Raw genomic sequence first — 16,315 nt, 5'->3', positions numbered from 1 at the left:
GCATGATTGTCGAGATCGAGACGGAGGTCAGCCGTGACGAACCAGCCGATCTGCGAGCTGACTTGGCCACTGACAATGTGGTCACCGCGTGGTTGATGCTGGCGCTGGGGAAGGGCCGGGAGCACGCCGGGAACGACGGCTATGACGACAGTGCATCTCAGCACTACAGCTGGGACGACACCGTTCAAAACCATGCCCGCGTCTCGGTGGGGGACGTCATAGCCCTGTGGGACAGAAGGGAGCTCATCGGCGTCTCGGTGATAGAGGCCATCGACATCGCTTCTGCCGAGAAGACCCTGTACTCCTGCCCACATTGCGGCAAGGCCGACATCAAGCGGCGCCAGCGGGAGAAGCCGGCCTACCGCTGCGGCAAGTGCGGACATCTCTTTCCCGCCCCGCGCCAGAAGACCAAGTCGGTGACTACCTACCGGTCTGTACATGGCAAGAGATGGGTGAACGGGCGCGGTCTCCTCTCGGGCTCCGAGCTTCGGGCCCTCTGCGATTCTCCGAAGTCGCAGCTGAGTATGCGCCCTGCGCGATGGGAGCGGCTACGGGAGGCACTTCTCGATGCCACCGGTCAGGCCAGCACCGTCAAGGACATAGCCGCAGCCGCTCGCCTGGCCGTAGCAGGGGGTCACAGGGAGTCGATCGTGCGAACGCGCGTCGGTCAAGAGGCGTTCCGCGCGCGGTTGCTGCGAGAGCAGGGCGAAGTTTGCGCGTTCACAGGGCCCACACCGGCCGACGCCCTGGAAGCGGCGCACCTCTACAGCTACGCCGAGAGTGGCGAGCATCACGAACACGGCGGGCTGCTTCTGCGCCGTGACATTCACAGGCTCTTCGATCTCGGCCACATCGCGGTGGACTTGGCCTCCGGGACCCTCGACGTGATCCCGAGCCTTCACAGCTATCAGTGCTACGCGCAACTGCACGGCCAGCCCGTGGCGGTGCAGCTGCGACCTGAACATCGGGTCTGGCTTGATGCACATTGGCTCGGCAAACGATCCCGCGCGTAGTCAGGGCCGCAGCGTATTACTGCTCGGCTGTTTCGGCCAGGTGCTGCCCTTCCCCACCGCCAGCATCATGGATTCGGGGTGTGCTGCCGGTGGCCGACGATGCCACGGTCTCGGCCAGATGGGAGCTGTTCCCATCGCCCTCCGGCCTGCCGCGTCAGCCGCGTGGAACCTCTTCGCGATGTCACCGCCGGCGCCGACGTGGCCGAAGACAACATAGAACCGTGTGGTGATCTACCATCAGCTGTCGGGAGGTCACCATGCCGACGCTCCGCCCTCGTGCGAGGCTGCTTCACACCATCGGTACAGAACTCATCAGTAGCGAGACGGTGGCAGTCGTAGAACTGGTCAAGAACGCCTACGACGCCGACGCGAACTGCGTTGTCCTGTGCTTCTCCGGTGAGCTTCGAGAAGGTCACGGGCAGCTGGCAGTCCTCGATGATGGATCGGGAATGACTGTCGACACCGTCACAGGTATCTGGTTGGAGATCGCAACGCCGCACCGGATGCGCACGCGGACCACGCCCCACGGTCGTCGTGTCCTGGGTGAGAAGGGCGTTGGACGGTTTGCCGCCGCTCGTCTGGCTGACTCGATGACCTTGATCAGTCGACAGTGGGGCGAGCCGGACGAGGTCGAAGTCGGAGTTGACTGGCGCCAGTTCAGGGATCCAGACGTCTATCTGGACCAAGTCGAGCTCGATGTGACTGAACGAGCGGCGGGGGACTTCCAGGACGGCGGGCGTGTCGCCGCACTCTGGGAACGTGTCGATCGGCCGTGCAGCTCAGGTGGCACAATGCTCCTTTTGGAAGGCTTCACGCGCAGCTGGGGAGAGGGAGATCTCCTTGCTCTCCGTCGGGATCTCTCCCGACTCATCGCACCGCCTGATGCGGACGGCAACCAGGATTTCGAGATTGTTCTCGACCTGCCGCAGGAGTTCGAGGCGTTGGCAGGGCCGATCGAACCTCCGACCGAGCTGATGAATCCTCCGTACCGGCTGTCCGGTTCCGTGGCGGCCGACGGAACGGCGGACCTGGAGATCACGATCCCCGGTAGGGCCCCGTACCGGCACCAAGTGGGCCTTGACCGGAGCGCGCGGCACCGGGGGGCTGACGGGACGCTTGTCAGCGGCCCTTTCTCCATCGACCTGCGGGTCTATGACCGAGACCGTGACGCGATCTCACAGCTGACTGCTGAGGGCGGACTCAATCTTTCTACCAAGCAGTTTCGTGATCTGCTCGACCAGCGGGCTGGAGTGAGCGTCTACCGCGATGGGTTCCGAGTCCTGCCATTCGGGGAACGGGGCGACGACTGGCTCACGCTCGACGCTCGACGCGTCAACAACCCCCGAATGCGGCTGAGTAACTCGCAGATAATCGGTACTGTCAGTATCTCCGCAGATGAGAACCCCGATCTCCGGGACCAAACCAATCGTGAAGGGCTGCTCCAAGGCCCTGCCTATGACGGCCTGCGCGATGCCGTCACGGAAATCATCGCGGAACTCGAGAGCGCTCGGCTCGAGCAACGGAGACGGACACGTGAGCCTGAAGAGCCCCGGGGACGGGGGCTCTTTGATGAGATCGACATCACCGATGTCGCAGAAGCCGTCCGCAGGTCACACCCCAACGACCGTGCGCTGGCGGCTGTGGTAGCCAACGCAGAACGCAGGATCATTGCTGGGGTCGAGCACGTTCGTGAGGTACTCGCCCGCTATCAGAGGCTCGCCACGCTCGGCAGGCTCGTAGACGAGGTTGTGCATGACGGGCAGTCGTCTGTCGGACGGATACGCCGAGTCACCCGGGACGCCGATCGGGTCCTGGCTGGTGCTGACGCTTGTGAGTTTCGTGATGAGGCCGTCGGCCTCGTCAGCACAGTCGACAAGCAAGCGGACTATCTGGCTCAGCTGTTCAAACGCATCGCACCCTTCGGAGGCCGTCGTCGGGGTCGGCCCAAGAAGGTCAGCATGCTGGAGACGATCAACTCGGCTGTGGACGTTCTTGCAAGCCGGGCCGCCAAAGTCGGTGCTGATGTCAGGGTGGGTGGAGTCGACGAGACCGTCACGCTTGATCCCGCCGAGCTGCAAGAGGTTGTCATTAATCTGCTGGACAACTCTCTCTACTGGCTTCAGCACGTCCCAAAGGGTTCACGGCATGTGGAACTGACAGTGGAGAGACTGGAAGACGGGGCTTTGGCGTTGGTGATTGATGACAGTGGCCCCGGGGTGCCGCCCGAAATTCGCGAAATTATCTTCGAGCCCTATTTTTCCAGCAAGCCAGATGGTGGCGGTCTTGGTCTGGCAATCGTGGGGGAGCGCGTCGCAGACGCCTACGGTGGTGCGCTTGCCCTTGTGAACAGTCGGCTCGGCGGAGCAGCCTTCCAGGTGACCTTTAGGAGACGAGTGTGATCGAGAGCCCGGATGGAGCAGCCCGGGAAGGCAGCGCCCAATCGGGCGCTGACGTGAACGGAACGCCTCGCGACGACATGGGGATAGCCGGCGTGAAGGCCGTCGACGTTCCTGAGCCCAGCCCCGAGTGGACCGTTGTCATAGTGGAAGACAACGAGGACTACCGAAACGACATCGAGGACCAGCTTCTCCAGTCAGATGTAGCCTATGGCCGCGCACCAAGAGTGATCCCGGTTGGGGACTTCTCCCAGGCAGAGACAATCCTGAGCGCGCAGACGGTCGATGTCGTAATTCTCGACGTTCGTGACGATCAGGGCAGTGACGACGCAGGCGAGCAGCTGCTGGACAACCTGAAATCCACTCGATTTGTTCCGGTCGTCTTTTATACCGCATATACAGAGAGGGTCGAGGCTCTGGCTCAGCCTCCTGTTGTGCAGATTGTGGGAAAGGAGGAGCGCACCGATGTTCTGCTAGACGCGGTGAGGGTGGCTTTCAACAGTACGTTGCCGATTGCCGTGAGAGGTCTCTCCGACCACGTCCGAGAGGTCACCCGTGAGTACCTCTGGGATATCGCAGAGCAATGGTCGTCGCTGGGAGAATATGACGCCGATGAGAAGACCACACTCCTGGTGGCGCGCTTGGCGCGATCGCTGGAGTTGACGCTGGCCCTCGATGGGGAGGATCGACTGCGTGGCCCTGTGGGGCGAGCTTTGGCTGCGCCCAGCAACTGGCACCCGTCCCGTATCTATGTAGTTCCTCCCATGGGGGAGAAATTTGATACGGGTGACCTTCTGTTGCACCAGGGGACGCAACGTTACTGGGTGCAGCTCACACCCAGTTGTGACCTGGCCAACGGAAAGGCGGACCGGCATCTTCTGGTGGCAGCGGATCCCCTTCTCGAAGTCGAACCCTTTCTTTCCTGGGGTGATGCTGATCTCGAGTGGCGTCGACTCAAGGACGCCGCAGCGCCACGCGGTGGTTGGAGTCGAGACGAGAAGTTGCGCCGCGCGAAACTGGAAAAGGATTCCAAGGATTTGCGCGCGAGATGCAAACGAGTAATTCTTGGACGGAATGATCGCTTCTTTCATCTGCCGAAATTCTTTACTGTTCCGGATCTACTGATTGATCTGCAGAATGTGAAAACCCCGGCCAATGCGGAGATGGGTGAATATGAGCGGATCAGTGGACTAGCTTCGCCGTGGCCTCAGGTGCTGGTAAATAGATACAATCGCCAAACGGGGCGAATGGGCTTCGATGATCCCGATGCCGAAGCGGTCCTTGGGCGTATTTCGAGCGAAATAATTGAGGGTCAGGCGGAAGCTGATGGGAGTGGAATCGCTGGATAGTTCGGCGAAGTGCCGGATGAGCCATACCTCTGGGCGGGGTTTCATCGTTCTCGCGTGATGTACCGGTTCGTGATCAGGTGGGGCCGAGCATGATCAAGGTGGGAGTAGCGCATCAGCCGGTGCGGCGTAGGGCGGCGGCGATGTTGGTGACGCCTTCAGCGTCAGGGTGTCGATGGCGAGGTTGCGCCATGTCGCGATCACGTGAGGTGCGTTGCCGGTGCGGAGCTGAAGTACGACCCGGACTTCATCCTCTTGGACGTCGAGGAAACCTACTGGGTCGTTGGGGCATGGCCGACGATCGAGCAAACGGCCCCGAGGTCTTGGAGAAGAAGCTGCTGCTGGGGACTGGGCGCGCCTCGTCCAGGACTTCGGCGAGTTCGGCACGTGGCGGTACATCTGCGCGAAAGAGCAAACCATCAAGGACGCCAACGGATCATGGGAGTCCTTCGTCGTGCCCGCCAAGCCAAAATGATCAATCTCGCTGCGTGAGCGGACTGGGTGGCACAAGGGCGGACCGGCCATCATGCTGATCAACGGCGCGAGCCTCTGGTCTGCGAAAACGGGATGCGGCGGCATCGCCCGGCATCCCCTGGAATGATCTTGCAGGCCCTCGTAATGCGTAGGTCTCGGGTTCGAATCCCGAAAGCGGCTCCATGGGGGACCCCAGGTCATGGCTTTGACCTGGGGTTTTTTGTTTCCGTTGACCTTGGAATCCCGGCCAATCGGGCACTCGCTGTCTGCGCATCGTAATGCGTAGGTTCGGGGTTGCGTTCCCCGTGACCATGTTGCGGGCTTGAGTCTCTGAGCTGGGCTTTTGCTTATCTGGGAGGGGCGGCTCGGGCCTACGCAATGAGGTTCGGTGGACAACCGGTGGACAGGCGTGCGTGACGCTCCATCAGTGGCCTGTCGTGGCCCAGTGCCGACGGGGTGAACAGACCGTCTTCGATGCGGCGATCGGAAGCGGTGGGACTGTCCGATCTTGACAACCTCACTGTCGGACATCTTCCCGTCAGTGACGCCGTCGTACAGGGATAGCGTCCTCCGGCTCGCAGTGGCCGTTCCTGATCGAGGCTGGGCAAGGAGCCGGAGGAACCCACGCCATGCTGTGCTGAGCTTGCGCAGCTCCGTGCCGAACCGTGGCAGAAACGCCCACCGATGGGGTTGTGCATACTCTGCGCGAGCTCGGCGTGACCTGTGGGGCGGGTTGGTCTTGAAACGTCCTTGATTCGGTAAAGGGAATCCCATAGGTTTCTTTCGTCACTGCTTCACAGCATGGACACATCAATTTCATAGCGGGCTCTGGGGAGAGCCCGGAGGGGGACAAGGGCATGACCAACCCTTGGTTTCAGCGGCTTCGTGCCGCCCGGATGCTCGGCGTGCTGCTCGGTGGCGCCGTCGTCCTGGGTGCACTGCCCGCTACCACCAGTCCGGCCGACGCGGCCGGCAGCACACCGAACTCGGCCGAGGCGACCGCGTTCGCCCTGGCCGCAGAAACCGGCGAACCGGTGGAGATCACCGCGCGACGCACCGAGGACGAACTCGTCTTCGCCAACCCGGACGGCAGCCTCACCAGCGAGACCAGCGCGCAACCGCAGCGAGTGCAACGCCCCGACGGCAGCTGGGAGAAGGCCGACGCCGCGCTCGAGCGACGGGCCGACGGCACCGTCGGCCCGAAGGCAGCCGTCGTCGGCCTTGCCTTCGCTGGCGCCGGCTCGACCGACCTGATCACCCTGGGCGACGAGGGCAAGTCCTTCACCCTGCGCTGGCCCAAGCCGCTGCCCGAGCCGGTCCTGGACGGCGACACCGCTGAGTACCGCGAGGTGCTCCCCGGCGTCGACCTGCTGGCCAGCGCCACGGTCACCGGCTACTCGTACGTCCTGAAGGTCAAGACGCCCGAGGCCGCGCACAACCCGGAGCTGGCCCAACTGCGCCTGCCCGTACGCTCCGAGGGGCTCGATCTGACCACCGGCCCGACCGGCGGACTGCAGGCGGTGGACGCCTCCGGCGAGCGGATCTTCGCCGGCCAGGCACCCAAGATGTGGGACTCCGCGACCACTGCCGAGGAGGTCCCGGCGGACGCCGTGCCGGCCTCCGGCTCCGGCGCCCCCGTCGAGGACGCGCCCGACGCTGCCGCGAAGGTCGCCGACATGGGCCTGGACGTGACCTCGTCCGCCGTCACCGTCGAGCCCGACGCTTCCGTGCTGACCGCCTCCGATACCCACTTCCCGGTCTACCTCGACCCGGAGGCCGGCATGTCCAAGAGCGAGTGGCTGTACGTCTCCAGCGCACACCCGAGCACCGAGTTCCACAAGTTCAAGAAGGACGAGGGCGTCGGCCGCTGCTCGTACAAGTCCATCGGCGGCACCTACTACGTGTGCAGCTCCTCGCCGTACACCAACCGCATGTACTTCCAGTTCGGCACTTCCGGATGGAAGAACCGCACGATCTCCAAGGCGGTCTTCGAGGTCTACGAGACCTTCTCCTTCTCCTGCCAGAAGAGCACCGTCAACCTGCACGCGGTGGCCGAGGGCGGCGTCGACTCCGCGACCAACTGGAACAACAAGCCCAAGGACGGCGACCTGATGGTCGACCGCACGGTGGCCTACGGCCGCGGCGACAGCTGCAGCCCGGATGCCCCGGCGAGCTGGGTCGACTTCCAGGACAACGCCGACGAGAGCAACGAGAACCTCACCTCCACCGTCCGTAAGAAGGCCAAGGCGGAGGATCCGATCGCCTTCTCGCTGCGGGCCGCCGACGAGGACGACGCGAACTCCTGGAAGCGGTTCCGCGGCGACAACGCCAAGCTGGTCGTCACGTACAACACCACTCCGGGCAAGCCTTACAACGAGCGGTTGGCCAACCCGGAGGAGAAGACCTGCACCACGGACAACACCAAGCGCCCGTGGATCCGTGACGACACCCCGACCATGGCGGTCAACGGCACCGACGCCGACTCCTACAGCGACGGCACCGGCCAGAACCTCACCGCCACCTTCCGCGTCTGGGACCAGGTCGACGGCCGGCCCATCGTCTACGAGGGCAAGGACGGCCCGCAGAACGAGGGCGTCTTCGAGGAGAGCATGCCCGTCAGGGAGCTCGTCCACGGCCACGGCTACAAGTGGCACGCCCAGCTCTACGACGGCTCCACCGGCAAGCTGAAGGACTCCGGCTACTCGGACTGGTCCGACTGGTGCGAGTTCGTGGTGGACACCGAACGGCCCGACACCAAGCCGCTGGTGAAACCGGCGGACGGCGAGGCGGACCTGCCCGTCGGCGTCAAGCGACACTTCACCCTCTCCGCGAACGGCAACTCCGACTCCGTCTTCAAGAACGATGTCGAGTACTACGAGTGGGACCTCGGCAGCGACACCCCCGGCCGCAAGGCCACACCCGCGAGCCTCGGCGGCGACGCCACCATCGAGGTGCCGACCTCGTCCTTCGGGCCGAACGTGCTGTACGTCCGCAGCGTCGACCGGGCGGGCAACCGCGGTCCGTTGGAGAAGTACATCTTCACCGCCGATCGCGCCTGCGCGGACGCCCTCGCCGACACCTGCGCCGCCGCCGTCTACGGCCTCGACCAGACCTCCGGCGCCACCGCCCCCGACACCTCCGGCCACGACCGTGACCTCACCGTCAAGGGCGCCGACTGGGTCGCGGGCAACCACTCCGCAACCGAGGCAGCCGACAAGGCCCTGCGCTTCAACGGCAGCAGCGACTACGCCACCGCCGCCTCCGCCGTCCACACGGGACAGGCGTTCACCGTCTCGGCCTGGGTGCGGCCGACCTCGCTGAGCGAGAACATCTCGGTGATCAGCCAGGCCGGCACCAGCGGCAACGGCCTCAACCTCTACTACTCCACGGCCTACAAGCGCTGGATCTTCGGCCGCCACATCGCTGACAAGGACGGCTCCGACATCGTCCGCGCCATGGCGACCAGCGAGCGGCCCGCGACCGTCGGCAAGTGGACCCACCTGGCCGGCGCCTACGACCCGGCGGCACGGAAGTTCACCCTCTACGTCGACGGTGAAGAGCAGGGCGGCACCACCGTCACCGGTGTCTGGAACGCAGGCAAGGGTCTGAACATAGGCCGCGCCCAGTACGACGGCGCGTGGCACGACTACTTCGCCGGCGACATCGACGACGTACGCCTGGTACCCGGCCTGCTCTCCGGCACCGAGATCTACCGGCTCGCGAACGACTAGCTCATCCGGCAACCGGCGGCTCCTGACCAGAGCGGCTTCGCCCGGGCGCACGGCAGTCGACCGGCGCCCGGGCACCCCACATCACACGGGAGGGGAGCGCGCATGCGCTCAACACGGAGACATCACGTCCATAGATGGGCGAAACATCTGGCCGCAGCGGTGTCCGCGGCCCTGACCCTGACCTTGCTTCAGGCGGCCCCCGCACTCGGTGACGACGATGCCCGGGAGCAGCGACGGCCCAAGACCCAGGACGTGCCCTCCACCCCCGTGGTAGAGGAGGGCGGTGAGGTCACTCCGCTCAAGCACCTTGCGGGGTACGGCAGTTCACGCGCTCCGAAAGCGTCCTGGCCGAAGCCGGGCAGCGCCACCGTCGCCCTGGACGGTGGCAGGGCCCCGCGGAGCATCAAGGCAGGCGGCCTCCCGGTGCGGATCGCTGCCGCCCATGCCCGCTCGGCCCGCGCGGCCACCCTCGCCCGGGCCACGGTCGACGTCCTGGGCCACGATGCCGCGCGCAAGGCCGGCATCGACGGCCTGCTGCTGAAGGTCACCAACGCGGACACACGAACCTCCCTGACCACGGCCGCCGCGCCCGCGAAAGTCTCGGTGGAGGTCGAATACGCGTCCTTCGCCCAGGCCTACGGCGGGGACTGGGCGCAGCGGCTGCGGCTGGTCCAGCTGCCGGCCTGTGCGCTGACCACGCCGAAGGCGGCGGCCTGCCAGACGGTCACGCCGCTCGCCACTGGCAACGACGTCCGCGCGCAGAAGCTCACCGCGGACGTGCCCGCCGCCGTGGGCACGAAGGCCCCGCTGCTTGCGGTCTCGGCCGCGCCCTCTGGAGGCTCCGGCTCCTACACCGCGACGTCCCTCGCCCCTTCGGCGTCCTGGCAGGTGGCGGCTCAGACCGGCTCCTTCACCTGACAGTACCCGCTGCGTGTCCCGCCCGCGATCGCGGGTCCCTCCCCGCAGCTGGGCCTGGCCTACAACTCGGCGTCCACGGACGGCCGTACTGCCTCCAGCAACAACCAGACCTCCTGGGCCGGCGAGGGCTTCGACCTCAGCGCCGGCTACATCGAGCGCTTGTACCGCTCCTGCACCGACGACGGCCACGACGAGGCCGGGTCGCAGAAGTACGACCTGTGCTGGCACTCCGACAACGCCACCATGAACTTCGGCGGCCGGGCCGGCGAGCTGGTGAAGAAGTCGGCGAACGAGTTCCGTCTCAAGCAGGACGACGGCACCCGCGTCGAGCGGAGGACCGGCGGCTTCAACTCCGACGACGACAAGGAGTACTGGGTCGTCACCACGACCGACGGCACCCGCTACTACTTCGGCAAGGGCAAGCGCGAGTCCGCCGACACCGAGTTCACCGGCTCCTCCTGGGAGGTCCCGGTCTTCGGCGACGACAAGGACGAGCCCTGCCACAAGGACACCTTCAAGGAGTCCCGCTGCCAGCAGACCTGGCGCTGGAACCTCGACTACGTCGTCGACGTCCACGGCAACTCGATGACGTACTACTACGGCACCGAGACCAACAAGTACGACTCGGTGCGCGGTGACAAGGTGGTGTCGTACGACCGCGGCGGCTACCTCAAGCGCGTCGAGTACGGCGAGCAGGAGGGCAAGGAGAACGCCACCGCCGCCCCCGCCCAGGTCGTCTTCTCCACGGCCGAGCGCTGCACCGGCGCCGCCGCCGACTGTGAGCCCGGCGACCTGAAGGAGTCCACCGCCAAGCGCTGGCCGGACGTGCCGTTCGAGCAGATCTGCACCTCCGACACCGAGTGCAAAGACCAGTGGTCCCCGACCTTCTTCAGCCGCAAGCGCCTGGCGAAGGTCACCACGCAGGTCCTGGCGTCCGACGGGAAGACGTACACGGACGTCGACGAGTGGGAGCTGGCGCACAAGTACCAGAGCGCCGACACCACCCACTCCCCGGCGATGTGGCTGGAGTCCGTCACCCACTCCGGCAAGGACGGCGCGAACAAGCTTCCGAAAGTCACCTTCTACGAGCGGCAGGACGCCAACCGCGTCGACACCGGCGCCGACGACCGCCTGCCCATGTACAAGTGGCGCATCCGGGCCATCCAGTCGGAGACCGGCGGCACCATCTCGGTCAACTACAAGCCCACCGAGTGCACCCCGTCGAACCTCCCCACCCCCGAGACCAACACCAAGCGGTGCATGCCGTCCTTCTGGTCGAAGGAGGGCACGGTCGGGGAGAAGGAGGACTGGTTCCACAAGTTCGTCGTCGACACGGTGATCGAGGACGAGGTCACCGTCACCGGCCCGAACAAGGTCACCTCCTACGACTACGCGGGCGCCGCCTGGGCCTTCGACGACAGCGAGCTCGTCAAGACCAAGAAGAAGACCTGGAACCAGTGGCGCGGCTTCCGCAAGGTGACCGTGAAGACCGGTGACGCGGGCAGCAAGCAGCTGCGCACCGAGACCACCTACCTCCAGGGCATGGACGGCGACAGGGAGAAGGACTCCGGCGGCACCAAGTCGGTCTCGGTCACGGCCTCCGACGGCACCAAGGTCCGCGACGACGCCCGCCACCAGGGCTTCCAGCTGGAGCAGCGCACCTACAACGGCAGCGAGGAGATCTCCGGCACTGTCAGCACCCCCTGGAAGTCCGAGGCCACGGCGACCGAAGGCAGCGACGAGGCGACGTACGCGGCCGTGAAGTCGACGAAGACCCGCACCGCGCTCGACGACGGCAAGGTCCGCCGCGCCGCCATCGAGCACTTCTATGACTCCTACGGCATGCTGGAGCGCTCCTCCGACTCGGGCGACCTGTCCGACCCGGACGACGACACCTGCACGACGAACAGCTACAACCGCAACACCAAGGCCAATCTGCTCACGCTCCTCAAGCGCGTGACGGTGGTCCCGGTCAACTGCGACGACGGCCCCCCGTCCTACAAGGGCGAGGCGATCTCCGACGTCCGCACCTGGTACGACGACCCCGACACCTACGGCACCACGCCCACCAAGGGCGACGTGGTGCGCAGCGAGAAGGTCAAGGGCTACGCGGACGACGGCACCCCGCAGTACGTGACGACGTCGACCGCGAAGTACGACGTCCACGGCCGGGTTACGGACTCCGCCGACCAGCAGGGCAACACGACGAGGACGACGTACACGCCGACCACGGGCGGCCCGGTCACCGGCATGAAGGTCACCGACCCGGTGGGCAACTCGACGACCTCGACGGTCGACCCCCGCTGGGGCCTGGTCACCGCCACGGTCGACGCCAACAAGCAGCGCACCGACCTGGACTACGACGCCCTCGGCCGCCTGCTGAAGGTCTGGCTACCGGGCCGCGCGAAGTCCTCGGACACACCGTCCTTGGAGTACGCCTACCTGGTCCGCAACAACGGCCCGGTCGTCACCACCACGAAGTCGCTCCTGCCGAACGGCTCCGTCGCGGTCAGCCATCAGCTCCAGGACGGGCTCCTGCGCGAGCGCCAGTCCCAGACCCCGGCCGCCAACTCCGGCCGTGTCGTGACCACCACCGAGTATGACTCCCGCGGCCTGGCCGTCAAGGAGATCGGCCCCTTCTACAACTCCGCCGCCATCGGCACGACCTTCGTGGGCGTGGCGGACGCGTCCGAGGGGACGCCTCGGGAGACGGAGACGGTGTACGACGGGGCGGGGCGGCCCACGGACGAGATCTTCCGCGTGGCAGGGGAGGAGAAGTGGCGGACCAAGGCCGCCTACCACGGCGACCACACCACGATCGACCCGCCGGACGGCGAGACGCCGACCGCGACCTACGTCAACGCCCAGGGGCAGAACATCAAGGTCCTGGAGTTCAAGGCATCCTCGCCGAACGGTGACGCGGACACCACGACCTACGCGTACGACGCGGCGGGCCGTTTGACGGAGGTGAAGGACGAGGCCGGCAACCGTTGGTTGTACGAGTACGACGTGCGCGGCCGACAGATTCTCGCCACCGACCCCGACGTGGGCGAGACGCACATGACGTACAACGACCTCGACCAGCTCAAGACGGTCAAGGACGACCGCAGGGTCACGCTGACCTACGAGTACGACAAGCTGGCACGCAAGCGCTCCCTGTCCCGGGGCGACACCAAGCTGACCAGCTGGGAGTACGACAGCACGACGGTTCCGAACGGCAAGGGGCGGCTGGCCTCGTCCACCAAGTGGATCGACGGCAAGGCGTACACCTCGTCCGTGGACGCCTACGACGCGGCGGGCCGTCCACTGAAGACCTCGATCTCCATCCCGGCCTCCGAGGGCAAGCTGGCCGGTGTCTACACCGCCACGGCCTCCTACAAGCCGGATGGCTCAGTTGGGGAGATCGAACTCCCCGCGGCCGGTGACCTCCCGGCGGAAACCATCGCCACGGGTTACACCGCCACCGGTCTGCCGTCGTTCACCCTGGGTGACACCAGCGACTACGCCCGCGAGACCCGGTACTCCAACTACGGCGAAGTCCTCCAGCTCACGCTCGGTACCGCCAGCGCCGACAAGTACACCTGGCTGACCAACACCTACGAGGAGGGCACCCGGCGCCTGGAACGCGCCCGCATCGACCGCGAGATCGTCAAGACCCCGGACGTGGATGTCACCTACGGGTACGACCTGGCCGGCAACATCAAGAAGATCGCGGACACACCGGAAGGCAGGACGGCGGACGTCCAGTGCTTCACGTACGACTACCTGCGCCGCCTCGCCGACGCCTGGACCCAGACGGCCACGGGCTGCGCGGCGAGCGCCGGCGAGGCCACCATCGGCGGCCCCGCACCGTATTGGCACTTGTACGCCTACGACTCCGCGGGCAACCGCACCGCTGAGACCCGTCACGCGACAGGCACCATGGGCACGGCGGCCGCCACCCAGACGACGACCTACATCCCGAACGGCACGGGCAAACCGCACGCACACGCGGTGAAGTCCGCCGAGGTGCGCACCACCACCTCCGCCAAGGAGGTCACGGCGGCCCAGTCCTACGAGTACGACGAGACGGGCAACACCACTCGGCGCACCAAGGCGGCCACCGACCTTGCTCCCGCGGTCGACCAGAAGCTCGACTGGGACGACGAGGGACATCTGACCGCCGTCACTCCGTACGCGTCCGGACAGCTGGACGAAGCCAACGGGACGTCCTTCGTCTACGACGCCGACGGCAACCGCCTGCTCCGTAAGGAGAAGGGCGCGGTCACCCTTTACCTGGGTGCTCAGGAAGTCCGTCTCGACACCGCGAAGAACACACTCAGCGGCACCCGTTACTACTCGCACGGCGGCCAGCAGATCGCGGTGCGCACGACCGCGGGTGTGACCTGGCTCGTCGGCGGGGTCAACGGCACCTCCGAGATCGCGATCAAGGCCGCGGACTCGGCGATCACTCAGCGGCGTACCCTGCCGTTCGGCGAAGTACGGGGGGCGAAGCCGACCGCGTGGCCCGGCGACAAGGCGTTCGTCGGCGGCACGGCCGACTCGTCCACCGGCCTCATCCACATCGGCGCACGTGAGTACGACCCGGCCATCGGCCGGTTCTTGTCCGCCGACCCGATGCTCGACGTCAATGACACACAGCAGTTGAACGCCTTCGCGTACGGACGCAACAACCCGCTCGTGTTCCCCGACCCGACGGGGCTTTGGTGGGGCGAGTCCTGGATCAGCCCGATCGGCCACGGGGCTCTGGATGTCGCGGGCCTGGTCCCAGGCTTCGGCGAACCCGCCGACCTGCTGAACGGTCTGTGGTATACGGCCGAGGGCAACTACATCGACGCGGGTCTGTCCTACGCCTCCGCGATTCCGATCGTCGGCTACGGCGCGAGTGCGGCAAAGGGCGCCAAGTACGTCAACAAGGCCGTCGACGCCGTCGACGCGGCGACGGACACCGCCAAGGCGGCGGACAAGGTCAAGGACGTCGCGAAGAACACCGACAATGTCACCCCGCCGTCGACCCCGAAGCCCAAGCCGAAGCCCGAACCGGCCCCGCCTGCCAAGGCGAAGGACGCGTCTCAGGCGAAGAAGGGCGACTCCGGCGGCAAGAAGAACGACGGGGCGCAGAAGAAGTCGGATACCAAGGACGCCGATCCGCCCGCCGAGGGGTCGTCCTGCAAGGTGGGCAACAGCTTCCTCCCCGGCACCACGGTGCTGATGGCAGACGGGACCGAGAAGCCCATTGAGGACCTCGCGCCGGGTGACGAGGTGCGCGCCACCGACCCGGAGACCGGGGAGACCGCGGCCAAGCCGGTGACCACCACCATCACCGGACACGGCGTCAAGCAACTCGTCGACGTCACCGTCGACACGGACGGCGACCGCGGTGACGCGACCGCCACGATCACCGCCACGGACGGCCACCCCTTCTGGGTGCCCGCGCTGCACGAATGGGTCGACGCCGAGGACCTGGAGCAGGGCGAGTGGCTGCGGACGGGGGCAGGCACGCTGGTCCGGATCACAGCGATCCAGCAGCGGACCGAGACCCGTACGGTCCACAACCTGACTGTCGCGGACATCCACACGTACTACGTGCTCGCCGGCACGACGTCTGTCCTGGTGCACAACTGCGGCAACAAGAAGGCAGACGACCCGCAGGCGGCTCCGGGCGGCAAGAACGGTGCCGGGGTCAGCATCAAGCAGGTCAAGATGGCCCTTGGCCGGGCCGGCATGAGCGTGAAGAACTACGACATAGTGCACGTGAAGGAGATCACGACGGCAGACGGGCTTCCCTCCTACGGGTACAGTCCGCACCCGGGCGCCAAGCCTGAGCTCGGTCCCAGGGGCAAGCCCGTGATTCAGATCTCCGACATGGGCCTGGCCGACATGGACACGGCGGTGGCGACGATCTTCCACGAGAGCTATCACCACTGGAGCTTCAGCCGCATGGGCAACAAGGACTTCGGTGGCAAGGAGTCCGTGGCCGAGCGGTTCGGGCAGCGCATGCTCGGCATCTTCAGGAAGCGGACAGGAGGGTGAGCGCCGAGATGAAGAATTTCGAGCCTGCCGAGGTACAGACCCTGGCGGCGGAGCGCAGGTTCCTGCTCGACCAGTCCGAGTGGCGCTGCCCCGCGTGTGGGGAGGTGGCCGTCAGAAGCTACCTCCACCGGGCCGACCGGCCGAACCGGCCGACGGTCATCAGCTACACCTGGTGTGCGCACTGCCGAAGGGCGACGGGAGCAACCAGCCCCCTGCCCCCGGGCCTTACCTTCGACGATCCCTGGGCGGACCTCAGCCCGAGGCAACGCGAGGAACTGGAGGAGGACTCGGACCGGATGTTCGCCGAGCTGGATGCCATGTGGGCGAAGGGTGTCCTGCCCCAGAGGTTCAGCGGAACCGGCGGAGGGACACGACGGCGTTGACCAGACCGACCCTCGTCCTGC

The 16,315-nt window shown here is 66.1% G+C and carries 7 protein-coding genes; all 7 read left to right on the top strand.

Features of this window, described 5'->3' with window-relative positions; genetic code table 11:
- The first annotated feature begins 2 nt into the window (after positions 1 to 2).
- The 7 genes from NX794_RS07230 (at position 3) to NX794_RS07200 (ending at position 16,294) form a co-directional block, all read left to right on the top strand.
- Entirely contained in the window at positions 3 to 1,013 is a 1,011-nt protein-coding gene (locus tag NX794_RS07230) for an HNH endonuclease (RefSeq protein ID WP_258777388.1), read from the top strand.
- Between the two features lie 257 nt (positions 1,014 to 1,270).
- Positions 1,271 to 3,412: a sensor histidine kinase gene (locus tag NX794_RS07225; RefSeq protein ID WP_258777387.1), complete on the top strand. Its 2,142-nt coding sequence runs from the start codon at positions 1,271 to 1,273 to the stop codon at positions 3,410 to 3,412.
- Positions 3,409 to 4,758, top strand: a complete 1,350-nt coding sequence (locus NX794_RS07220) for a response regulator (protein WP_258777386.1) — start codon at positions 3,409 to 3,411, stop codon at positions 4,756 to 4,758. The genes NX794_RS07225 and NX794_RS07220 overlap by 4 nt, the downstream gene beginning before the upstream one ends.
- Positions 4,759 to 6,086: 1,328 nt before the next feature.
- The gene (locus NX794_RS07215) at positions 6,087 to 8,960 is read left to right on the top strand and encodes a LamG-like jellyroll fold domain-containing protein (RefSeq protein WP_258777385.1); all 2,874 of its coding nucleotides are present in this window, start codon (positions 6,087 to 6,089) and stop codon (positions 8,958 to 8,960) included.
- A gap of 102 nt (positions 8,961 to 9,062) precedes the next feature.
- Positions 9,063 to 9,878 (top strand): hypothetical protein, encoded by an 816-nt coding sequence (locus tag NX794_RS07210; RefSeq protein WP_258777384.1) that lies wholly within the window; start codon positions 9,063 to 9,065, stop codon positions 9,876 to 9,878.
- Positions 9,879 to 10,037: 159 nt separating this feature from the next.
- Positions 10,038 to 15,911, top strand: coding sequence for a polymorphic toxin-type HINT domain-containing protein (locus NX794_RS07205; protein WP_258777383.1), 5,874 nt, complete (start codon positions 10,038 to 10,040; stop codon positions 15,909 to 15,911).
- The gene (locus NX794_RS07200) at positions 15,908 to 16,294 is read left to right on the top strand and encodes a hypothetical protein (RefSeq protein WP_258777382.1); all 387 of its coding nucleotides are present in this window, start codon (positions 15,908 to 15,910) and stop codon (positions 16,292 to 16,294) included. The genes NX794_RS07205 and NX794_RS07200 overlap by 4 nt, the downstream gene beginning before the upstream one ends.
- Positions 16,295 to 16,315: the final 21 nt, after the last annotated feature.

The organism is Streptomyces pyxinicus, assembly GCF_024753135.1.
Taxonomy (GTDB): domain Bacteria; phylum Actinomycetota; class Actinomycetes; order Streptomycetales; family Streptomycetaceae; genus Streptomyces; species Streptomyces pyxinicus.
The sequence above is the reverse complement of the archived record's forward strand: the minus strand, read 5'-3'. Positions and strand labels throughout refer to the sequence as shown.

Excerpts from the sequence above, each read along its gene's own strand:
- NX794_RS07230 (WP_258777388.1), top strand. The coding sequence starts at position 3 with ATGATTGTCGAGATCGAGACGGAGGTCAGCCGTGACGAACCAGCCGAT.
- NX794_RS07225 (WP_258777387.1), top strand. The coding sequence starts at position 1,271 with ATGCCGACGCTCCGCCCTCGTGCGAGGCTGCTTCACACCATCGGTACA.
- NX794_RS07215 (WP_258777385.1), top strand. The coding sequence starts at position 6,087 with ATGACCAACCCTTGGTTTCAGCGGCTTCGTGCCGCCCGGATGCTCGGC.
- NX794_RS07210 (WP_258777384.1), top strand. The coding sequence starts at position 9,063 with ATGCGCTCAACACGGAGACATCACGTCCATAGATGGGCGAAACATCTG.